The sequence below is a fragment of the Pseudomonas sp. DWP3-1-3b3 genome (genome assembly GCF_049896305.1).
Taxonomy (GTDB): Bacteria; Pseudomonadota; Gammaproteobacteria; order Pseudomonadales; family Pseudomonadaceae; genus Aquipseudomonas; species Aquipseudomonas azotoformans_A.
The window spans coordinates 40910-60253 of sequence record NZ_JAFCUA010000011.1; the positions used below are offsets into that span (position 1 = coordinate 40910).

The window sequence follows — 19344 nt, forward strand, 5'->3', positions numbered from 1 at the left end:
ATTAGCTCCCCGGTGTGCTTCAGGCCTCAGCGTGGTCCGGAAACCACCAGCATCTGCCCCGGTTTCAACGCCTGGCCCGTGCGCGGGTTCCAACGCTTGAGATGTTGCATCTCAACGTTGAAGCGCTTGGCGACGATGTACAGCGAATCACCCTTCTTGACCTTGTACTGCACCGGCTTCTTGCTGCTGGCCACGACTTTGCGCGTGTCTTGCATCACCAGGGTCTGGCCGACCTTGAGCGCTTGGCCGTTGAGCTTGTTCCAGCGCTGCAGGTCATGCACATCGACCTTGTTGGCCTTGGCGATCAGCGTCAGGTTGTCGCCACTGCGCACCTTGTAGCTGCGGCTACGGCCGGCAACGCGCGCGGTCTCGACTTCGTCGAACACCTGCTTTTTCGGACGCATCGCCAGCAATTCTTCTGGCTTCATCGTCGAAAGGGTACTGGTGAGCAGTTGTGCCTTGGAACTCGGCACCAGCAGATGCTGCGGGCCATCCAGGGTGGTGCGCTGTTTCAGCGCGGGGTTGAGCTGGAACAGTTCGTCTTCGTCGATCTCGGCCAGTGCGGCGACCCGTGACAGGTCCATGCTTTGCTTGACTTCAACTACTTCGAAGTACGGCGTGTTGGCAATCGGGTTCAGGTTGACGCCATAGGCCTCGGGCGCCAGCACCACCTGGGACAACGCCAGGAACTTGGGCACGTAGTCCTTGGTTTCCTGGGGCAGGGGCAGGTTCCAGTAGTCGGTCGGCAGGCCGAGCTTCTCGTTGCGCTCGATTGCCCGGCTCACCGTGCCTTCGCCGGCGTTGTAGGCGGCCAGGGCCAGCAGCCAGTCACCGTTGAACATGTCGTGCAGACGGGTCAGGTAGTCGAGGGCGGCGGTGGTGGAGGCGGTGATGTCGCGGCGGCCATCATAGGCGCGGGTCTGGCGCAGGTTGAAGTAGCGCCCGGTGGAGGGGATGAACTGCCACAAGCCGACCGCATCGCTGCGCGAATAGGCCATCGGGTTGTAGGCACTTTCAATCACTGGCAGCAGTGCCAGCTCCAGGGGCATGTTGCGTTCTTCAAGGCGTTCGACGATGTAATGAATATAGAGGCTGCCGCGTTCACCGGCGTTCTCAAGGAAGGAAGGGTTGCTGGCGAACCACAGTCGCTGTTGCTCGATACGTGGGTTGACGCCTACACCATCCTGCAATTGAAAGCCCCTTCGCATGCGCTCCCAGACATCCTGGGGCACTTCGGGAGCGGGCTTTTGAGAAAGCCAGATGACGGGTTTCTGTTTGATCTTGGCGCTGAGGTTTGGCTTGGGTTGCACGGTGGATTGTGCGGTGAAATTGCTTGATTGGCAGCCCGCCAGCGTGGCGGACACAGCCACCGCCACAGCTTGAGCCAGGCGGGTCAATGCGTCTGAATGGTTGGATTTACGAATAGATGACGACATTGGCTGGAAGTAAGTTCCGGGCAAAAATGTCGGGCGATTCTAGAAACCCGTTTGGTTCCGGTCAACCATTCAGAAATTACGTATCAGATTGCTTCCCGTTAGAACTTATCTTTCCACGCCCTCAAGCTAGCAAACACCTCGGCCCCAGAGCGGTTGTCGCGGCCATTCCGTTCGTCCGCTTTTTGTTTAACGGATGTTTCAGAGGTGCGCAGAAAGGGGTTGGTGCGCTTTTCCAGGGCCAGGTTGGAAGGCAGCGTGATCTCGCCACATTCGCGCAATTGGCGGACGTTTTCCACCCGTTCGGCGATATCGGCATTGTCCGGTTCCACGGCCTGGGCAAACTTGAGGTTGCTTTGTGTGTATTCGTGGGTGCAGTACACCAAGGTGTCGGCGGGCAGCGCGGCCAGACGCTCAAGGGAGGTGTGCATCTGTTCTGGCGTGCCTTCGAACAGACGCCCGCAACCGGCGGCGAACAGGGTGTCGCCACAGAACAGCACGCCCTGGTGATAAAACGCGATATGGCCAAGGGTGTGGCCGGGCACGGTATAAATGTCGAAGTCCCAGCCGAGCACGCTGATGCGGTCGTTATCGTTCAGGGCGACGTCCCGCACCGGGATTTTCTCGTTGGCCGGGCCGTACACCTTGGCATCAGTCACCCGTTTGAGTTGTTCAACGCCGCCGACATGGTCGTGGTGGTGGTGGGTGATCAGGATGTCGCTCAGGACCCACTCAGGGTTGTGCTTGAGCCAGGCCAGCACCGGCGCGGCATCGCCGGGGTCGACCACGGCGCAGCGCTGGGTGCTCGGGTCTTGTAACAACCAGATGTAGTTATCGGTGAAGGCGGGCAGGGCACTGATCTGTATCATTCTTCGATTCGCCAAGCTGAACACATTGGTGCATCTTAGAACGTCTAGGCGAGTTGGAGAATGCAATGACTGATAAAGCGTTCGCCCAGGCCGATCCTGAGTGGCTGGCCCTGATCAGCGCAGCCCGTGAATGGCTGTCCGGTCCGATCGGGCAATTTCTGCTGGACGAAGAACGGCGCATGCTCGAAGACGAGTTGGGCCGGTTCTTTGGCGGCTACCTGGTGCATTACGGCCCCTCGGCCGAAACGCCGCCGGTCGCGCCCCAGGTGCAGCGCAATGTGCGCCTGGGTGCACCGTTGCCGGGGGTGGAGATTGTCTGCGAGGAGCAGGCCTGGCCGTTGAGCGAGCACGCTGCCGACGTGGTGGTGTTGCAACATGGCCTGGATTTCTGCCTGTCGCCCCACGGTTTGTTGCGCGAAGCGGCGAGCAGCGTACGTCCGGGTGGCCATTTGCTGATTGTCGGGATCAACCCCTGGAGCAGTTGGGGCCTGCGCCATGTGTTCGCCCACGATGCCTTGCGCCAGGCGCGTTGCATCTCGCCGCAACGGGTGGGGGACTGGCTGAACCTGCTGGGCTTCGCGCTGGAGAAACGCCGCTTCGGGTGCTATCGTCCGCCGCTTGCGTCGACCAAGTGGCAAGCCCGCCTGGCCGGCTGGGAACGCCGCGCGGGTGCCTGGCAATTGTCGGGTGGCGGCTTCTATCTGCTGGTGGCGCGCAAGATCGTGGTTGGGTTGCGGCCGGTGCAGCAGGTGCGCCGCGAGCCGATGGGCAAGCTGGTACCGATGCCGATGGCCAAGGTCAACCGCAAGCAAAGTGACGCATGACCCTCTTTTTGAATGAATACCGAGCAACCGATGACCGATAGCGTAGAACTCTTCACCGATGGCGCCTGCAAAGGCAACCCCGGCCCTGGCGGCTGGGGCGCGTTGCTGGTGTGCAAGGGCGTGGAGAAAGAGTTGTGGGGCGGCGAGCCCAATACCACCAACAACCGCATGGAGCTGATGGGCGCGATTCGCGGCCTGGAAGAACTCAAGCGCCGTTGCAACGTGTTGCTGGTGACCGACTCGCAATACGTGATGAAGGGCATCAACGAGTGGATGGTCAACTGGAAGAAACGCGGCTGGAAGACGGCAGCCAAGGAGCCGGTGAAGAATGCCGACCTGTGGCAACTGCTCGATGAACAATGCAATCGCCATGACATCACCTGGAAGTGGGTACGCGGCCACATCGGCCACCCCGGCAACGAGCGTGCCGACCAGTTGGCCAACCGTGGCGTGGACGAAGTGCGCGGCTACAAACAGAGCTGATATTTAAAGTGCCGCGATCGCCTGGGCCAGTTGCATATCGGTAAAGGTTTGCCCTGGCAGGCGTTCACGCACATGCACCAACGCCGATGCCAGGCGCACACCCAGTATCTGGCCGTCGCTGGCGACAAAGGCTTCGGCGTCATCCCTGGCGGCCTGGACAATCTTGTCGTCCTTGAACGAAGAACTGGTGCCCTTGCTGGCGCTCATGGACAGGCTGACTAGGAAGTCGGTGGTCATTACGAAGCTGGTAGCGTGTGCAGTGCAGGCACAGCCCATCAGCAACAGGGAGCACAGTGTTTTCGAAAGGTTCATGGTGTTGCCGAGTCCGCATTCAGTTGGGGTGCGCAGGCTAGCAAGGGCACCTTGGGCAATCTGCTGCGGCTTTGCTAAAGATTGTAAGAAACTGTCGGAAATTAAAGGCGTTGGGCCAGCCTTGGGCGGCCTGGAGCGTGACGTGCTAATATCCCGGCCCTTGAAATACACCACACCGTTGAGAGCTGAACCCTGATGGCCATCCGATCTGTTGTACTCGATACCGAAACCACCGGCATGCCGGTGACCGACGGCCACCGGATCATTGAAATCGGCTGTGTCGAACTGATGGGTCGCCGCCTCACCGGTCGTCACTTCCACGTCTACCTGCAACCGGATCGCGACAGTGACGAAGGCGCGATCGGCGTCCACGGCATCACCGACGAGTTCCTCAAGGGCAAGCCGCGTTTCGCTGAAGTCGCCGATGAATTCTTTGAGTTCATCAACGGCGCCCAGTTGATCATCCATAACGCGGCGTTCGACGTCGGCTTCATCAACAACGAATTTGCCCTGATGGGGCAGACCGATCGTGCAGACATTTCCCAGCACTGCTCGATCCTCGACACCTTGATGATGGCCCGTGAGCGCCACCCCGGCCAGCGCAACAGCCTCGATGCCTTGTGCAAGCGTTATGGCGTCGACAACTCCGGCCGTGAGCTGCACGGCGCCTTGCTCGACTCCGAGATTCTTGCCGACGTCTACCTGACCATGACCGGCGGGCAGACCAGTCTGTCCCTGGCGGGTAACGCTTCCGATGGCAGCGGCTCGGCGGAAGGCTCGGGCAACCGTCCTTCGGAAATCCGCCGCTTGCCGGGCGACCGCAAGCCGACCACGATCATCCGCGCCAGTGAGCAGGACCTGGCCGAGCATGCGGCGCGGCTGGAAGCGATTGCCAAGTCGGCGGGAGCGCCGGCGTTGTGGTCAACCCTGACCCAGCAATAACCCCAGGACTGAACACGGTCTGATGTGGGAGCTGGCTTGCCTGCGATAGCGGTGGTCCAGCTAGCCTGACTGGTGCTGATACACCGCCATCGCAGGCAAGCCAGCTCCCACACTTGATCTCCATTGCTTTCAAAATCTTCATTCGCGTCATCGCCCCCCAGCTTCTACCCTTGAGTGCATAGCCCTCAGGACTGAACGCACTCATGTACAAAGACCTGAAGTTTCCTGTGCTTATCGTGCACCGTGACATCAAGGCCGACACCGTTGCCGGTGACCGGGTCCGAGGCATCGCCCGAGAGCTGGAACAAGAGGGCTTCAGTATTTTTTCCGCAGTGGATTACGCTGAAGGGCGACTGGTGGCTTCTACCCATCATGGCCTGGCGTGCATGCTGATCGCCGCCGAGGGTGCTGGCGAAAATACCCACCTGCTGCAAAACATGGTCGAGCTGATCCGCCTGGCGCGGCTGCGGGCGCCGAACCTGCCGATCTTTGCCCTGGGCGAGCAAGTCACCCTGGAAAATGCGCCCGCCGACGCCATGAGCGAACTCAACCAGCTGCGCGGCATTCTCTATCTATTCGAAGACACCGTGCCGTTTCTTGCGCGGCAAGTCGCCCGTGCGGCGCGTACTTACCTGGATGGCCTGTTGCCGCCATTCTTCAAGGCGCTGGTGCAACATACCGCCGACTCCAATTACTCCTGGCATACCCCCGGCCATGGCGGTGGCGTGGCCTACCGCAAGAGCCCGGTGGGGCAGGCGTTTCATCAGTTCTTCGGGGAAAACACGCTGCGCTCTGACCTCTCGGTATCGGTGCCTGAGCTCGGCTCGTTGCTGGATCACACCGGCCCACTGGCCGAAGCCGAAGCCCGCGCCGCGCGCAACTTTGGCGCCGACCACACTTTCTTCGTGATCAACGGCACCTCCACCGCCAACAAGATCGTCTGGCATTCCATGGTCGGCCGCGATGACTTGGTGCTGGTGGACCGCAATTGCCATAAGTCGGTGTTGCACTCGATCATCATGACCGGCGCCATCCCGTTGTACCTGTGCCCCGAACGCAACGAACTAGGCATTATCGGCCCGATTCCCCTGAGTGAATTCAGCCCCGAATCGATCCGCGCCAAGATCGACGCCAGCCCGCTGACCCGTGGCCGCCCGCCGAAAGTGAAAATGGCGGTGGTGACCAATTCCACCTACGACGGCCTGTGCTACAACGCCGAGCTGATCAAGCAACAACTGGGCAACAGCGTCGAGGTGCTGCATTTTGATGAGGCCTGGTATGCCTACGCCGCGTTTCATGAGTTCTTCGCCGGGCGCTACGGGATGGGTACTTCGCGTACGCCAGACAGCCCGCTGGTGTTCACCACCCACTCGACCCATAAATTGCTGGCGGCCTTCAGCCAGGCCTCGATGATCCATGTGCAGGACGGTGGCGCACGCCAGCTGGACCGTGACCGGTTCAACGAAGCCTTCATGATGCATATCTCCACCTCGCCGCAATACAGCATCATTGCCTCGCTGGATGTGGCGTCGGCGATGATGGAAGGTCCGGCCGGGCGTTCACTGTTGCAGGAAATGTTCGACGAGGCGTTGAGTTTCCGCCGTGCCCTGGCCAACTTGCGCCAGCACATTGCTGAAGAGGATTGGTGGTTTTCGATCTGGCAGCCGCCCTCGGTGGCGGGTATCGACCGCGTCGTCACCGCCGATTGGCTGTTGCACCCTGAGGATGATTGGCATGGCTTCGGCGACGTGGCCGAAGACTATGTGCTGCTGGACCCGATCAAAGTGACCCTGGTGATGCCCGGCCTGAATGCAGGAGGCGCCCTCAGCGATTGCGGGATTCCCGCAGCGGTCGTCAGTAAATTCCTTTGGGAACGTGGCCTGGTGGTGGAAAAAACCGGGCTGTATTCCTTCCTCGTGTTGTTCTCTATGGGCATCACCAAGGGCAAATGGAGTACCTTGCTCACCGAGTTGCTGGAATTCAAGCGCAGTTACGACGCCAATGTCAGCCTGGCCAGTTGCCTGCCTTCGGTGTTCGCCCAAGGGCCGGCGCGTTACCAGGGGCTGGGTTTGCGCGATCTGTGCAACCAATTGCACGGCTGTTACCGCAGCAATGCCACGGCCAAACACCTCAAGCGCATGTACACCGTCTTGCCGGAAATCGCGATGAAACCGGCCGACGCCTACGACCAATTGGTGAGGGGCGAAGTGGAGGCAGTGTCCATTGATGCCTTGCAAGGCCGCGTCGCAGCAGTGATGCTGGTGCCTTACCCGCCCGGTATTCCATTGATCATGCCGGGCGAGCGCTTTACCGAGTCGACGCGCTCGATCATCGACTACCTGGCGTTTGCCCGGACGTTCGATAGCAGTTTTCCCGGTTTTGTCGCCGATGTTCATGGCTTACAACACGAAGATGACGGCAGTGGTCGTTGTTACACCGTCGATTGCATCAAGGGTTAAGAATGTTTATGCAAGCTGTAATGAACCCGAAGTATCCGGGGCTCAGTGTACGGGTCGCCGACGAAGGCTTTGATGCCTACGTGTGGGGCAATGATTTCAGCTTTGAGGTCAGTGCCTACGGTGAGCCGCAGATGGGCAAGCGGGTCGATCAATGGCCCGTGGAGCGCATCCTGCCGTACCGCAAGTGCTATGGCATCGACCCTGAAGAGTTCGCCAGTTTCCGCGATGCGCCCGACAGTGCGATCTTCATGGCCTACCTGGATGATCGCCCGGTGGGGCATATCGTGGTCAGCACCAACTGGAACGGTTTTGCCCACGTCGACGAACTGGCGGTGGCCTTGCCTGCGCGGCGTCATGGGGTGGCCAAGGCGTTGCTGGATGTGGCGCAGTTCTGGAGTCGCAAGAAGAACCTGCCGGGCATGATGCTGGAAACCCAGAACAACAACCTGGGCGCCTGCCGATTGTACGAGCGTTGCGGTTATGTGATGGGCGGGGTCGATCACCTGCGCTATCGCGGCATCGATCCGCAAACCCGTGAAGTGGCGATATTCTGGTATCGGCTGTTCAAGAGCGAAGTCGACAAGCCTTAACCTGCCAACAGGCTCTCGGCCTTTTGCGTCACGATTTCCAGCAGCGCATTCAATGCGGGCGAGGTCACGCCATCCTTGAGGGTCAGCGCGTACAGGCTGACCATGATCGGCGGCGACACCGGGCACGCATCCAGCCCAGCCTCACGCGCGCCGAACGCGGTGAAGGGGTCGACCACTGCCAGGCCTTCTCCGGCTTCCACCATGCTGCGCATCATTTGGTAGGTCTGTACGCGTGTCTGCACCACCGGCAGCGGGCGCAGGGCTTGCAGCTTGGCATCCAGCAGGCGGCTGAGCGGGTCTTGTCCTTCCAGGCCGATCATCGATTGCCCGGCCAGATCCTGTAGCGCGATGTATTTTTGCTTGGGCTTGAGCCAGCCATGGGGGGCGAGCAATTGCAGTTTGCCCTGGGCCAATACCGTGCAGTGGATCTGCGGATGTTCCGGGTCATGCAGGCTCAAACCCACATCGGCTTCGTGTAGCAGCAAACTCCTGACGATCTCTCGGGTCGGTTGGCTCGACAGGTTGCACGGTGTGTCCTGAAAGCGTCGGCGCAACGCTGCAATGCTTTGCGGTAGCAGTTGATTGGCTAAGGGCGGCGTGCAGAGGGCGCGCAGAGTGGGGGCATGATGGTGTTTCAAGCGGCTGGCCAGTCGTTGCACCGGCTCCAGCGCTTCATAGACGTGGGCGATCTCAGCTTGCAGTTCCAGGGTCTCCCGGGTGGCCTGCAAGCGTCCACGCACACTGGCGAACAACATGAAGCCCAGCTGCTGCTCGGCGTCCTTGAGCGCCGCGTCCACATCGCCCACGGAGAGTTGCAACCACTCGGCGGCCAAGCCTGGGTGTCCGGTCTGCAAGATGGCCTGAATCACTTCGATATGACGTAAACGCATCGCCGGAGTCTATGTGCAGCGGGCCGGGTATTCAATAGAATGGCTGCGCTGATCATCAACGACCACAGCCGGCTACCGGCATTAACAACAAAAACAGGTCTGGTCTCATATGCCTTTACCCTCGATTTTCCTCGGGGTAACGGCCAAGCAACTGCTGGTCCTGGTGACCGTCGGCTGCGTGGCTGCTTATCTCCTCGACACTCAGAACGAAACCGCGCCGGAAAACCTGGCCCTTGAAGCCTATATCCGTTCCCAGGAACAGGTGGTCGAGCAGGTAGGCTCGGTGCTGGGCATGGAGTTGGTCAGGCAGGTGGTCGCGCATCCGGGCTACAACTCGGCCGGCTACCAGCGTTCGCTGTATGCCGTTGAAGGCGAGCGGGGGCGGTTGATGGTGACGCTGAAGAAGGTGCAGGGAGAGCAGGGCATCGAGGTCACGGAAATCCGTCGTCCGTGATCACCCCAGCCCAGTCAATGCCGTCAATGGCCAGGACTGAGCAGGTGGATAGGGCGAGATCTTATGACGCGAGGGTTGTTTGCGATTCGCGCACAAGAATGGTGCCCGATTGGATCAACTTGAATTCGTCGCCTTCCAGTTTCTCTACACGGTCGCCAATGGCCAGCTTGTAGGTGGTGGTAGGTGCCGAGCCAGCCAGGTCGCCTTGCGCCGGGTTGGATTCCTGGAACTCATGCACCGAATACACGCGTCCTTCTGCGTCTCTGGCATGAAACTGTCCGACTAATACTGCTGCCATCTGTTTAGAACCTCTGGAGATAAACACTCGATTTGCGGTTCTGTAGACCGTCATGGAGCGGGGTAGTTTACTTACGGAATAAAAATACTATTCGCTGATATTTTCAGATGCTTCCTACGTGTCGCAGTGCCAGGCAAACGCCCGCAGGAATATCAAAACCTTCTGGTGAACACGCCGCGAAGACTCTATAACTACAAGCTCCTTAGTCAGACGTCGGGAAACCCCAATGAGCAAGGTCTACACCGTAGCCGTCGTGGTCGGCAGCTTGAGAAAAGACTCGATCAACCGCAAGGTCGCACTGGCACTGGCCGAACTGGCCCCGGCCAACTTGAAGTTGAACATTGTGGAAATTGGCGATTTGCCGCTCTACAACGAAGACATTGACGGGGCGACACCGCCGGCAGCCTACAGTACTTTCCGCAAATACGTGAGTTCATCCGACGCGGTGTTGTTCGTGACCCCGGAATACAACCGCTCCGTGCCCGCCCCGTTGAAGAACGCCATCGACGTCGGTTCGCGGCCTTACGGGCAGAGCGCCTGGAGTGGCAAGCCGGGGGCGATCATCAGTGTATCGCCGGGTGCGATTGGCGGATTTGGCGCCAACCATCACCTGCGCCAGTCCCTGGTATTTCTCGATGTGCCGTGCATGCAGCAGCCGGAGGCCTATCTGGGCGGCGCGGGCAGTGTGTTTGACGAGGCGGGCAAGCTCTCGGAAAAGACCAAGCCGTTCCTGCAGGCGTTCATTGACGCCTATGGCAAGTGGGTTGAAAAACAGCACGGTTGACCGCTGTAGACCCGGCCAAAGCGGCCGGGTCTTTTGCGTGTTGTCAGGCCAACTGATCCGCAAGCAACAACGCCAACTCCGTGCTTTTCAGGCGCGACGCCTGATCGACCTCCGGCCCCAGGATGGTCTTCTCCACATAGAGCGAGTGCACATCCATCACCCCGATAAAGCCTAGCCAGGCCTCCATGTAAGGCTTCTGGAAATCCATCGCCTGGGTGTCCGGCGCCGAAAAATCCATACCCCGCGCATACACGTTCACCGCCGTCTTGTTGCGCAGCAGCCCGCGCAACCCGTGCTCCGGGCTGAATTCGAACAACACGTCCTTCTGCGACACCACGTCGATAAAGTGCTTGAGCTTGTAGGGCACGGCGAAATTCCACAGCGGAACCGAGAACACCAGCACGTCAGCCTGATGCAGTTGGGCTGCCAGCTTTTTCAGCGTTTCCCAGGCGAGGGCTTGCTCTTCGCTCAAGGGCGTTCCGCTGAGCTCGGCGTATTTGGCGTCCATGATCGGGCCGTCGAATTCGGGCAGGTCCAGCGCCCAGAGGTCCAGGGTATTGACCTGGGTGTCGGGCGCGTTCTGCTGATACCGCGCGATAAACTGGCGGGCGATTTCCAAAGAGGCGGAGCGCTGTTTGCGCGGTGAGCATTCGATGTGCAGGAGGGTGGTCATGGCGGGTCTCGGAGAAAGATGACCCAAGCATTGCAACATAGCGCCAAGTGAAATATAAATCGTGTTTTATCGCTTGATTAATCTGTTATCAGAATATGTTCGATATCGTCCTGCTAAAAACCTTTGTCGCCGTGGTGGATGAAGAAGGCTTCAGCCGCGCTGCCGCCCGTTTGCACCTCACCCAATCGGCGGTCAGCGGGCATCTGCGTCGTTTGGAGGAACAGGTGGGCAAGCCCTTGCTCACCCGCACCACGCGCTCCCAGCAACTGACGCCGGACGGCGAACGCTTGATGGCCTACGCACGCGGCATCCTGGCGCTGAATCGCAATGCCTGGGCCGAGCTGACGCGCTCGGCATTTGAAGGAAACCTGCGCGTTGGAGTGTCGGAAGAGTTCGCGGATGCGCGTCTGTTGCGCGAGTTGCAGGAGGTTGCCGCGCAATATCCCGGCCTGCAAATCACTGTGCAGGTGGGGATTCCCGGTTCGTTGCTGGCATTGATGAAGCAGGGAGAATTGGATGTGGTCGTGGGTTCATTGTGCGAATCCAGCGAGCCTGGCCTGGCGCTGTGGCAGGAGCCGCTGGTGTGGGCCTGGTCTGCGCAACCGCTGACGACACTGCCGACGCCCTTGCCCTTGGCGCTGTTTCCCGAGCCTTGTCCTTATCGCGAAGCGGCGCTTTCACGCCTGGCCCAGGCGGGGATCGCCCAGCGCACCGCCATGCTCTGCGCCAGCTACGCAGCGTTGCACGCTGCCGCGTTGGCCGGCTTTGCCATCGCGCCGATTGCGCGCAGCCAACTGGTGCCCGGCTTGACGATACTCGGTGCCGAGCACGGGTTACCCGAATTGCCCGATGCCGAGTTCCGCCTGTTCAGCGCGCCGGATGCGGACCCGCGCATGGTCGAGGTGATCACCGAAGTGGTGGTCCGCTACGGTGCTTCCCTGCGCTAGCGCAACCAGTTGGTACGCGCCAGTTCGATCACCTCATCGCCACGGCCACTCATCACTGCCTTGAGCATATACAGGCTGAACCCCTTGGCCTGTTCCAGCTTGATGGTCGGCGGCATCACCAGCTCCTGGGTCGCGGTAACCACGTCCACCAGCACCGGGCCGTCATGGGCGAGGGCGCGGCGCAGGGCCGGTTCCAGGTCTTCCGATTGCTCCACGCGAATGCCGAGGATGCCCATGGCGTTGGACATGGCGGCAAAGTCCGGGTTTTTCAGCTCGGTACCGGCATCCAGATAGCCCGCAGCCTTCATTTCCATGGCGACAAACCCAAGGGACGAGTTATCGAACACGATGACCTTCACCGGCAGTTTCAGCTGTGCCAACGAGATGAAGTCCCCCATCAACATGGCGAACCCCCCGTCACCGGACATCGAGATCACCTGGCGACCGGGAAAGGCTGCCTGGGCACCAATGGCCTGGGGCATGGCATTGGCCATCGAGCCGTGGTTGAACGAACCGATCAGGCGGCGCTTGCCGTTCATCTTCAAATAGCGTGCAGCCCACACGGTGGGCGATCCGACATCGGCGGTAAAGATTGCATCGTCATCCGCCAATTCACTGAGCAAACGTGCGACGTATTGCGGGTGAATCGGCCGATTGGTTTTCGAGGGTTGAGCGAGGTCGTCCAGCCCTTGGCGGGCTTTCTCGTAGTGCTTCAGAGAGGTTTCGAGAAAGCTGCGATCGGTCTTGCGCGTCAGGCGCGGCAGCAGGGCGCCGATGGTTTCGCTGACATCCGCGGCAATGCCCAGGTCCAGTGTGGCGCGGCGGCCGAGGGCCTGCGGATTGCGGTCGACCTGAATGATCTTGGCGTCGGTTGGGTAGAACTGGCGGTAGGGGAAGTCGGTGCCGAGCATGATCAAGGTGTCGCAGTCGAGCATGGCATGGTAGCCAGAGCTGAAGCCGATCAGGCCGGTCATGCCCACGTCGAACGGGTTGTCCCATTCCACATGCTCTTTACCGCGCAATGCATGCACCACGGGAGCGCCGAGGGCGTCGGCCAGGGCCACCACCTGGTCATGGGCGCCGGCACAGCCGCTGCCACACAGCAGGGTGGTTTTCTGGCTGCTTTCCAGAATCTCGGTGAGGCGTTGCAGGTCCTGCTCCGCCGGCAGCGTGCGTGGCGCGTGCAAGGCGGGCCACGGCTTGAGCTTGTCTTCGACTTCCAGCAGCGACACATCGCCCGGAATCACCACCACCGCCACGCCGCGATTGAGGATCGCCGACCGCATGGCGCGGTGCAGCACGTGAGGCATCTGTTCGGGGTTGGTGACCAGCTCGATAAAGTGGCTGCACTCCTTGAACAGTTCCTGCGGATGGGTTTCCTGGAAGTAGTTCAGGCCGATCTCCGACGAAGGGATCTGCGCGGCAATCGCCAGCACCGGCACATGATTGCGATGGCAGTCGAACAGGCCATTGATCAAATGCAGGTTGCCCGGCCCGCAGCTGCCGGCGCACACGGTCAGTTCTCCGGTGGCTGCCGCTTCGGCGCCGGCGGCGAACGCAGCCACTTCCTCATGACGCACATGCATCCACTCGATGCTGTCCATGGTGCGCAGGGCGTCCGTAAGGCCGTTGAGGCTGTCGCCGGTCAGGCCCCAGATGCGCTTGATCCCCGCCTGTTCAAGGGTGGTCGCCAATTGCTGGGCCAGGTTGATTTTCGCCATGAAGAACTCCAATCGTCAGTGAGGTTAAAAACTGCTGATCAATAGGGGACAGTTCGATCACGGCGGATGTTCATCCTTTAATGTGAAGATTGCGTCATGGCCGCCCGGTATTGCCGGGTGCGCCGCGCCAGAAACCACTGGTCACGCACCAATGCCATGCATGGCGCAACATTGGCCTTGGGCAGATGGCCGCGGCTGAGGCGGCGCATCTGGTAGCGCACCACGGCGAGGATGGCGAGGGAGGCCAGGGGTTTGCGCTTCCAGTCGATGGGCTTGAGTTGCGGGTTGGGGTCGCGGCCTTCGCGCCAGTGCTGGATCAGTTGTGGCTCCAGCGTCAGGGCGGTAGCGATCCCGGCCATGGCGACGCCGCTGTCCAGCACCTTTTGCACGATGGGCAGGCGGCGTATGCCACCGGTGACCATCACCGGCATCTTGGCGAGGGTCGCCAGTTGGCTGGCAAACTCCAGGAAGTACGCCTCCCGCGCCAGCGTGCGGCCGTCCCGCGCTTCGCCTTGCATGGCCGGTGCTTCGTAACTGCCGCCGGACAGTTCCAGCAGGTCGATGGGCAGCGGGTTGAGCATTTCGACCACGGCGCGTGCATCGGCTTCTGCAAAACCGCCCCGTTGGAAGTCGGCGGAGTTGAGTTTGACGGCGACACAAAACGACGGGCTGACGTTGGCGCGTACCGCACGGATCACTTCCAGCAGCAACCGCGCGCGGTTCTCCAGGGTGCCGCCCCAGCGGTCGGTGCGCTGGTTGCTCAACGGCGACAGGAACTGGCTGAGCAAGTAGCCATGGGCGCCGTGGATCTGCACGCCGGTAAACCCGGCTTTTTCAGCCAGGCGTGCGCTGGTGGCAAAGCGCTGGATCACATCCTGGATGTCGTCTTCGGTCATGGCCTTGGGCGTGGCAAACATCTTCGAGAAACCGCCCAGGTCGAGCGCCACGGCGGACGGTGCAATGGCTTGCTGGCGCAAGTTGGCCGGTGTCTGGCGGCCTGGGTGGCTGAGCTGAACCCAGAAGTGCACGCCGTTGCCGCGCGCCACGTCGGCCCACTCGCGAAAGCTCGCCAGGTGCTGCTCGTCTTCGAGGGCCACGCCACCGGGGCCGGTCATGGCGCGGCGGTCGATCATCACGTTGCCGGTGATCAACAAGCCAGGCTCGCCCTGCGCCCAAGCCTTGTACAGCTGCTTCAGTTCAGGGGACGGCGCCTGATTGCCATCGGCCATGTTTTCTTCCATCGCGGCCTTGGCGATGCGGTTGGAGAGGACTTGGCCATTAGGCAGTTGCAGGGCTTCAAAGGGTGACATGGGTTGACTCCTGAGCGGGGGAGGCCTCAGGCTAAGCTTAAAGTTAACTTTAATGTCAAGCAGGTGCGGCGATGAATATTGGTGAGCTGGCAAAGCAGAGTGGGCTGGCAGCGTCGCGGATCCGCTTTTATGAGGCCGAGGGGCTGATCAGCCAGGTGGGGCGCCAGGCCAATGGTTATCGGCGTTATGCACCAGAGGCCCTGCAAACCCTGCAACTGATCCAGAGCGCGCAACAGGCCGGTTTTACCTTGCAGGAACTCAAGGCGCTGATGCCGGCGCCGGGTGAGCACAAGCGTGAAGAGCTGATCGAGGCGCTGGAGCGCAAGGTCGCGCAGATCGAAGAGATGCAAGCGCAACTGGCTCATAGCAAGGCGCAATTGCTGGGAGTGATCGAAGCGGTGCGGGCGCAGCCCGAAGGTGTGCCGTGCAGCATGGGGCAAAAGCAGGTGCTGGCGTCGATCAAACTCAATGCATAAAAAAAGCCCTGGCATGCCAGGGCTTTTTCATGCGCCAAGACTCAGCGACGGCGGAACAACGGCAGTGGTTCGTCCGTGGCGGCCTGGTACGTCACCGAGAAGTCCTTGAGGCTTTCCAGTGCTTCGTAGGGGTCTTTGTCGGCGCGTAGGGCGAAGGCATCGAACCCGCAACGGCGCAGGTAGAACAGTTGGTCGCGCAGCACATCGCCAATCGCGCGCAGCTCGCCTTTGTAACCATAACGGTCACGCAGCAGGCGCGCGTTCGAGTAGTTGCGGCCGTCGGTGAAGGCCGGAAAGTTCAGGGCGATGACCTGGAAGTGCTCCACGTCGTCACCGATTTCTTCGGCTTCTTCCTCTGCATCCAGCCACACACCCAGGCCGCCATCGCGGGCCTTGAGGGCGTGGCCGTGTTCGCGCCACAGGGCCAACGGCACGATCAGGTCGTCGCAGTTGGAAATGCCGTCGAAGCTCGCGTCCTTGGGCAGCAGGTGCCAGGTTTCGTCGAGGACTTCGTTGTTCTTAATGATTCGCTGCATAGACGCGCTCCTTGAACAGGTCGATGCCGATGCGCTGGTAGGTGTCGATGAAACGCTCATCTTCGGTGCGCTGTTCGATGTACACATCGATCAGTTTGCCGATCACCTCGGGCATGGCTTCCTGGGCGAAGGATGGGCCGAGGATCTTGCCCAGGCTCGCATCGCGGCTGGCGCTGCCACCCAGGGACACTTGGTAGAATTCTTCGCCTTTCTTGTCCACGCCCAGGATGCCGATGTGGCCGACGTGGTGGTGACCACAGGCGTTCATGCAACCGGAGATGTTCAGGTCCAGCTCGCCGATGTCGAACAGGTAGTCCAGATCGTCGAAACGGCGCTGGATCGATTCGGCAATCGGGATCGACTTGGCGTTGGCCAGGGAGCAGAAGTCGCCGCCCGGGCAGCAGATGATGTCGGTCAGCAGGCCGATATTCGGCGTGGCGAAACCGCCTTCGCGCAGCTCGCCCCACAGGGTGAACAGTTGGCTCTGTTCGACGTCCGCGAGGATGATGTTCTGCTCGTGGGAGGTGCGCAGTTGACCGAAGCTGTAGCGCTCGGCCAAGTCGGCGACGGCGTCCAGCTGCTTGTCGGTGATATCGCCCGGTGCAACACCGGTCGGTTTCAGCGACAGGGTCACCGCCACGTAGCCCGGCTTCTTGTGCGCCAGGGTGTTGCGGCCACGCCAGCGGGCGAAGCCTGGGTGTTCTTGGTCCAGCGCTGCGAACTCGGCGTCCTGATTGCTCAGGGCTTTGTATTCAGGGTCGACGAAGTGCTTGGCGACGCGGTGCACTTCGGCTTCGGTCAGGGTGGTCTGGCCGCCGCGCAGGTGTTCCATCTCGGCGTCGACTTTCTGGGCGAACACCTCAGGAGTCAGCGCCTTGACCAGGATCTTGATCCGGGCCTTGTACTTGTTGTCACGACGGCCGTAGCGGTTGTAGACCCGCAGGATCGCGTCGAGGTAGCTCAACAGGTCCTGCCACGGCAGGAACTCGTTGATGAAGGCACCGACCACCGGGGTACGGCCCAGGCCACCACCGACCAATACGCGAAAGCCCAGCTCGCCGGCTGCGTTGTGCACCGGTTCCAGGCCGATATCGTGCACTTCGATGGCCGCACGGTCCGAGGTCGAGCCATTGATGGCGATCTTGAACTTGCGCGGCAGGTAGGCGAATTCGGGGTGGAAGGTGGTCCATTGACGGACGATTTCGCACCAGGGGCGTGGGTCGATCAGCTCGTCGGCGGCAACACCGGCGAATTGGTCGGTGGTCACGTTGCGCAGGCAGTTACCGCTGGTCTGAATAGCGTGCATCTGCACGGTGGCCAATTCAGCCAGGATATCCGGCACATCTTCCAGCGCCGGCCAGTTGAACTGTACGTTCTGGCGGGTACTGATGTGGGCATAGCCTTTGTCGAAGTCGCGGGCAATCTTGGCCATCATGCGCGTCTGGCGCGACGTCAGTTGGCCGTAGGGCACGGCCACCCGCAGCATCGGCGCAAAGCGCTGAACATAAAGGCCATTTTGCAGGCGCAGAGGGCGGAACTCTTCTTCGCTCAGTTCACCTGCCAGATAGCGTCGGGTCTGATCACGGAACTGCTTGACGCGGTCCTCGATGATGCGCTGATCGTATTCGTCGTATACGTACATATAGGTCCTGTTCTCGGCAAATCTGCGCGCACGGCCGCGCACTCCCAACGGAGCCGGCGCACGATACCAGTTTGCGTTTATGCGCAAAAGTGATGTTTGAGTATATGCAAATAACCAAATCGCCTAATGAGAACCGTTATCGCCATACCCACATTTGTCATGCGGGCAATCATCAACTTTACTGTGCTCGTGTCTTCGTGCAATCACCTATAAAACCGACAAGAGGCGATGCGATGAGCAATCCGACAAAAGCCCGTAAACCCGACAGTACCGTTGATGCCTGGGCCATCCTGTTCCTGATCATTCTGGTCGTGGGAACTGCCGTGTTCTGGGTAAGCCACCAGTAAACAGCCTCGATTGACTGTCGCAATGCCACTATCATGGCGGTCAATATTCAAGGCTTGAACATCCATGTCGAAGGTGCTGATTGCGTGTGTGTGGTTGCTGGGATCGGCGTACGGGGCGATGGCCCATGCCACGTCGGTGGTGTTTCTCAACCCTGGCATGTCGACGGAAACCTTCTGGGTCAGCTACGCGCAATTCATGCAGGCCGGTGCCAAGGACCTCGGCCTGCATTTGCGTGTGCGCTATGCCGAGCGTGACGCCCATAACACCCTGAGCCAGGCCCGCGAAGCACTGCAAGGCAGCGAACGGCCGGATTATCTGGTGCTGGTGAACGAGCAGTATGTCGCCCCGCAGATCCTGCGCATGGCCCAGGGCAGTGGGGTGAAGCTGCTGATCGTGAACAATGCGCTGACCGCCGATCAGGTGCAATTGCTCGGCAACAGTGCAGGCTGGATCGCCAGCATGGTTGCCGACGACGAACAGGCCGGCTACCTGATGCTCACCGATCTACTGCGCCAGCACGGTCCGGTCGCAGCCGGTGAGACCATCGACCTGCTGGCATTCTCCGGCACCAAGACCACCCCAGCTGCGCAGTTGCGTGAACAGGGCTTGCACCGCGCCCTGGCCGAGCACCCTGAAGTACGCCTGCGTCAATTGGTCTACGGCGAATGGAGCCGTCAACGTGCGTTCGAGCAAGCCACGCTGCTGTTCAAGCGCTATCCGCAAACCGCGCTGGTGTGGTCGGCCAACGACGAGATGGCGCTGGGTGCCATGCAGGCATTGCAGGACAGCGGGCGCGTGCCGGGCAAGGAGGTGTTGTTCAGCGCGGTGAACAGTTCGCCGCAGATCTTGCAGGCGCGGCTGGAGGGGCGCTTGAGTACGCTGGTTGCCGGGCATTTCACCCTGGGCGGCTGGGCGATGGTGTTGATTAATGATGACGCCAAGGGCGTGGATATCAGCGCCCATGGTGGGCGTGACCGCCAGGAGGCGCTGTTCCAGCTGATAGGCGCCTCCCAGGCACAACGCTTGCTGGGCCCCACGGCGCCTGTCGATTTTCGCGCACTGTCTGCCCTCGGCAAGCCAGCGTCCTACCGTTACCCGTTCAGCCTGCAACTGCTGCTGCGCTAGACACCGGCCAACAGCAGCACCAGCTTGACGATGCCGAACAGCGTCAAGGCAAACACCGCCGTGAACAGAATACCCAGCACAACAAAGTGGCTGGGCTTGCCGTGGGTGAAGTCGCGGGCGCGGTTCTTGCCGCTTTGCACGCCAAACGCGGCCGCCATCACACTGTGCAACATTTGCCAGAAAGTAGGGGGCTTGTTGTTGACTGGATCGTCCATACATCCCTCGACA

The 19344-nt window shown here is 60.7% G+C and carries 21 protein-coding genes; 10 read left to right on the top strand and 11 right to left on the bottom strand.

From position 1 onward, the window contains the following. Positions 1-26 precede the first annotated feature (26 nt). Both ACP7BX_RS26165 and gloB read right to left on the bottom strand, forming a co-directional pair. Positions 27-1436, bottom strand: a complete 1410-nt coding sequence (locus ACP7BX_RS26165; RefSeq protein WP_426130158.1) for a transglycosylase SLT domain-containing protein — start codon at positions 1434-1436, stop codon at positions 27-29. Between the two features lie 98 nt (positions 1437-1534). Continuing rightward, positions 1535-2302 carry a hydroxyacylglutathione hydrolase gene (gene gloB, locus ACP7BX_RS26170; protein WP_426130160.1) on the bottom strand — a complete coding sequence of 256 codons (768 nt, stop codon included), beginning with the start codon at positions 2300-2302 and terminating at the stop codon, positions 1535-1537. A 65-nt stretch (positions 2303-2367) separates the two neighbouring features. Between gloB and ACP7BX_RS26175 the strand changes: the two genes are divergently transcribed. Together ACP7BX_RS26175 and rnhA are read left to right on the top strand one after the other, a co-directional pair. Then, positions 2368-3126: a methyltransferase domain-containing protein gene (locus ACP7BX_RS26175; RefSeq protein WP_426130162.1), complete on the top strand. Its 759-nt coding sequence runs from the start codon at positions 2368-2370 to the stop codon at positions 3124-3126. A gap of 30 nt (positions 3127-3156) precedes the next feature. After that, positions 3157-3609, top strand: coding sequence for a ribonuclease HI (gene rnhA, locus ACP7BX_RS26180; RefSeq protein WP_010210917.1), 453 nt, complete (start codon positions 3157-3159; stop codon positions 3607-3609). Positions 3610-3612: 3 nt separating this feature from the next. On the opposite strand, the gene ACP7BX_RS26185 is transcribed toward rnhA, so the two are convergent. Beyond that, on the bottom strand, positions 3613-3921 hold the full coding sequence (locus ACP7BX_RS26185; protein WP_426130164.1) for a DUF2388 domain-containing protein: 309 nt from the start codon (positions 3919-3921) through the stop codon (positions 3613-3615). A gap of 201 nt (positions 3922-4122) precedes the next feature. Here ACP7BX_RS26185 and dnaQ point away from each other — a divergent pair, with 201 nt between their 5' ends. From dnaQ to ACP7BX_RS26200, 3 genes are all read left to right on the top strand, one after another. Further along, positions 4123-4863 (top strand): DNA polymerase III subunit epsilon, encoded by a 741-nt coding sequence (dnaQ, locus tag ACP7BX_RS26190; protein ID WP_177053027.1) that lies wholly within the window; start codon positions 4123-4125, stop codon positions 4861-4863. A gap of 203 nt (positions 4864-5066) precedes the next feature. Next, the gene (locus ACP7BX_RS26195; protein WP_016979717.1) at positions 5067-7322 is read left to right on the top strand and encodes an Orn/Lys/Arg decarboxylase N-terminal domain-containing protein; all 2256 of its coding nucleotides are present in this window, start codon (positions 5067-5069) and stop codon (positions 7320-7322) included. Between the two features lie 8 nt (positions 7323-7330). After that, positions 7331-7912: a GNAT family N-acetyltransferase gene (locus tag ACP7BX_RS26200; protein WP_177112536.1), complete on the top strand. Its 582-nt coding sequence runs from the start codon at positions 7331-7333 to the stop codon at positions 7910-7912. Here ACP7BX_RS26200 and ACP7BX_RS26205 read toward each other — a convergent pair. Beyond that, a complete protein-coding gene (locus ACP7BX_RS26205; RefSeq protein WP_426130166.1) occupies positions 7909-8802 on the bottom strand; it encodes a LysR substrate-binding domain-containing protein in 894 nt (297 codons plus the stop codon). The two genes, ACP7BX_RS26200 and ACP7BX_RS26205, sit on opposite strands and share 4 nt — an antisense overlap. A gap of 109 nt (positions 8803-8911) precedes the next feature. On the opposite strand from ACP7BX_RS26205, the gene ACP7BX_RS26210 reads away from it, so the two are divergent. Next, positions 8912-9256, top strand: coding sequence for a hypothetical protein (locus ACP7BX_RS26210; RefSeq protein WP_061436484.1), 345 nt, complete (start codon positions 8912-8914; stop codon positions 9254-9256). Positions 9257-9317: 61 nt separating this feature from the next. Here the strand turns inward: ACP7BX_RS26210 and ACP7BX_RS26215 are convergent, their stop codons facing one another. Then, entirely contained in the window at positions 9318-9554 is a 237-nt protein-coding gene (locus tag ACP7BX_RS26215) for a hypothetical protein (protein ID WP_016979714.1), read from the bottom strand. A gap of 226 nt (positions 9555-9780) precedes the next feature. On the opposite strand from ACP7BX_RS26215, the gene ACP7BX_RS26220 reads away from it, so the two are divergent. Then, positions 9781-10338 carry an NADPH-dependent FMN reductase gene (locus ACP7BX_RS26220; protein ID WP_426130169.1) on the top strand — a complete coding sequence of 186 codons (558 nt, stop codon included), beginning with the start codon at positions 9781-9783 and terminating at the stop codon, positions 10336-10338. Between the two features lie 43 nt (positions 10339-10381). Here ACP7BX_RS26220 and ACP7BX_RS26225 read toward each other — a convergent pair whose 3' ends face one another. After that, on the bottom strand, positions 10382-11011 hold the full coding sequence (locus tag ACP7BX_RS26225) for an FMN-dependent NADH-azoreductase (protein WP_426130171.1): 630 nt from the start codon (positions 11009-11011) through the stop codon (positions 10382-10384). Positions 11012-11106: 95 nt separating this feature from the next. Between ACP7BX_RS26225 and ACP7BX_RS26230 the strand changes: the two genes are divergently transcribed. Further along, entirely contained in the window at positions 11107-11958 is an 852-nt protein-coding gene (locus ACP7BX_RS26230; RefSeq protein WP_426130173.1) for a LysR family transcriptional regulator, read from the top strand. Here ACP7BX_RS26230 and poxB read toward each other — a convergent pair. Both poxB and ACP7BX_RS26240 read right to left on the bottom strand, forming a co-directional pair. Then, positions 11955-13679 (bottom strand): ubiquinone-dependent pyruvate dehydrogenase, encoded by a 1725-nt coding sequence (gene poxB, locus ACP7BX_RS26235; protein ID WP_426130175.1) that lies wholly within the window; start codon positions 13677-13679, stop codon positions 11955-11957. The two genes, ACP7BX_RS26230 and poxB, sit on opposite strands and share 4 nt — an antisense overlap. A 77-nt stretch (positions 13680-13756) precedes the next feature. Further along, on the bottom strand, positions 13757-14989 hold the full coding sequence (locus tag ACP7BX_RS26240; RefSeq protein WP_177052988.1) for an NADH:flavin oxidoreductase/NADH oxidase family protein: 1233 nt from the start codon (positions 14987-14989) through the stop codon (positions 13757-13759). Between the two features lie 71 nt (positions 14990-15060). Between ACP7BX_RS26240 and ACP7BX_RS26245 the strand changes: the two genes are divergently transcribed. After that, a complete protein-coding gene (locus ACP7BX_RS26245) occupies positions 15061-15465 on the top strand; it encodes a MerR family transcriptional regulator (RefSeq protein ID WP_314535190.1) in 405 nt (134 codons plus the stop codon). 41 nt (positions 15466-15506) lie between these two features. Here the strand turns inward: ACP7BX_RS26245 and ACP7BX_RS26250 are convergent, their stop codons facing one another. Continuing rightward, the gene (locus ACP7BX_RS26250) at positions 15507-16001 is read right to left on the bottom strand and encodes a DUF934 domain-containing protein (RefSeq protein ID WP_426130177.1); all 495 of its coding nucleotides are present in this window, start codon (positions 15999-16001) and stop codon (positions 15507-15509) included. Continuing rightward, entirely contained in the window at positions 15985-17643 is a 1659-nt protein-coding gene (locus tag ACP7BX_RS26255; RefSeq protein ID WP_033902260.1) for a nitrite/sulfite reductase, read from the bottom strand. Before ACP7BX_RS26255 ends, ACP7BX_RS26250 begins: the two co-directional genes overlap by 17 nt. A 411-nt stretch (positions 17644-18054) precedes the next feature. Between ACP7BX_RS26255 and ACP7BX_RS26260 the strand changes: the two genes are divergently transcribed. Further along, positions 18055-19116, top strand: coding sequence for an ABC transporter substrate-binding protein (locus tag ACP7BX_RS26260; protein WP_426130179.1), 1062 nt, complete (start codon positions 18055-18057; stop codon positions 19114-19116). Here ACP7BX_RS26260 and ACP7BX_RS26265 read toward each other — a convergent pair. Next, the gene (locus ACP7BX_RS26265) at positions 19113-19331 is read right to left on the bottom strand and encodes a DUF2970 domain-containing protein (protein ID WP_033902258.1); all 219 of its coding nucleotides are present in this window, start codon (positions 19329-19331) and stop codon (positions 19113-19115) included. The two genes, ACP7BX_RS26260 and ACP7BX_RS26265, sit on opposite strands and share 4 nt — an antisense overlap. Positions 19332-19344: the final 13 nt, after the last annotated feature.

Excerpts from the sequence above, each read along its gene's own strand:
- ACP7BX_RS26165 (WP_426130158.1), bottom strand. The coding sequence starts at position 1,436 with ATGTCGTCATCTATTCGTAAATCCAACCATTCAGACGCATTGACCCGC.
- gloB (WP_426130160.1), bottom strand. The coding sequence starts at position 2,302 with ATGATACAGATCAGTGCCCTGCCCGCCTTCACCGATAACTACATCTGG.
- ACP7BX_RS26175 (WP_426130162.1), top strand. The coding sequence starts at position 2,368 with ATGACTGATAAAGCGTTCGCCCAGGCCGATCCTGAGTGGCTGGCCCTG.
- rnhA (WP_010210917.1), top strand. The coding sequence starts at position 3,157 with ATGACCGATAGCGTAGAACTCTTCACCGATGGCGCCTGCAAAGGCAAC.
- ACP7BX_RS26185 (WP_426130164.1), bottom strand. The coding sequence starts at position 3,921 with ATGAACCTTTCGAAAACACTGTGCTCCCTGTTGCTGATGGGCTGTGCC.
- ACP7BX_RS26195 (WP_016979717.1), top strand. The coding sequence starts at position 5,067 with ATGTACAAAGACCTGAAGTTTCCTGTGCTTATCGTGCACCGTGACATC.
- ACP7BX_RS26200 (WP_177112536.1), top strand. The coding sequence starts at position 7,331 with ATGCAAGCTGTAATGAACCCGAAGTATCCGGGGCTCAGTGTACGGGTC.
- ACP7BX_RS26205 (WP_426130166.1), bottom strand. The coding sequence starts at position 8,802 with ATGCGTTTACGTCATATCGAAGTGATTCAGGCCATCTTGCAGACCGGA.
- ACP7BX_RS26210 (WP_061436484.1), top strand. The coding sequence starts at position 8,912 with ATGCCTTTACCCTCGATTTTCCTCGGGGTAACGGCCAAGCAACTGCTG.
- ACP7BX_RS26215 (WP_016979714.1), bottom strand. The coding sequence starts at position 9,554 with ATGGCAGCAGTATTAGTCGGACAGTTTCATGCCAGAGACGCAGAAGGA.
- ACP7BX_RS26220 (WP_426130169.1), top strand. The coding sequence starts at position 9,781 with ATGAGCAAGGTCTACACCGTAGCCGTCGTGGTCGGCAGCTTGAGAAAA.
- ACP7BX_RS26225 (WP_426130171.1), bottom strand. The coding sequence starts at position 11,011 with ATGACCACCCTCCTGCACATCGAATGCTCACCGCGCAAACAGCGCTCC.
- ACP7BX_RS26230 (WP_426130173.1), top strand. The coding sequence starts at position 11,107 with ATGTTCGATATCGTCCTGCTAAAAACCTTTGTCGCCGTGGTGGATGAA.
- poxB (WP_426130175.1), bottom strand. The coding sequence starts at position 13,679 with ATGGCGAAAATCAACCTGGCCCAGCAATTGGCGACCACCCTTGAACAG.
- ACP7BX_RS26240 (WP_177052988.1), bottom strand. The coding sequence starts at position 14,989 with ATGTCACCCTTTGAAGCCCTGCAACTGCCTAATGGCCAAGTCCTCTCC.
- ACP7BX_RS26245 (WP_314535190.1), top strand. The coding sequence starts at position 15,061 with ATGAATATTGGTGAGCTGGCAAAGCAGAGTGGGCTGGCAGCGTCGCGG.
- ACP7BX_RS26250 (WP_426130177.1), bottom strand. The coding sequence starts at position 16,001 with ATGCAGCGAATCATTAAGAACAACGAAGTCCTCGACGAAACCTGGCAC.
- ACP7BX_RS26255 (WP_033902260.1), bottom strand. The coding sequence starts at position 17,643 with ATGTACGTATACGACGAATACGATCAGCGCATCATCGAGGACCGCGTC.
- ACP7BX_RS26260 (WP_426130179.1), top strand. The coding sequence starts at position 18,055 with ATGTCGAAGGTGCTGATTGCGTGTGTGTGGTTGCTGGGATCGGCGTAC.
- ACP7BX_RS26265 (WP_033902258.1), bottom strand. The coding sequence starts at position 19,331 with ATGGACGATCCAGTCAACAACAAGCCCCCTACTTTCTGGCAAATGTTG.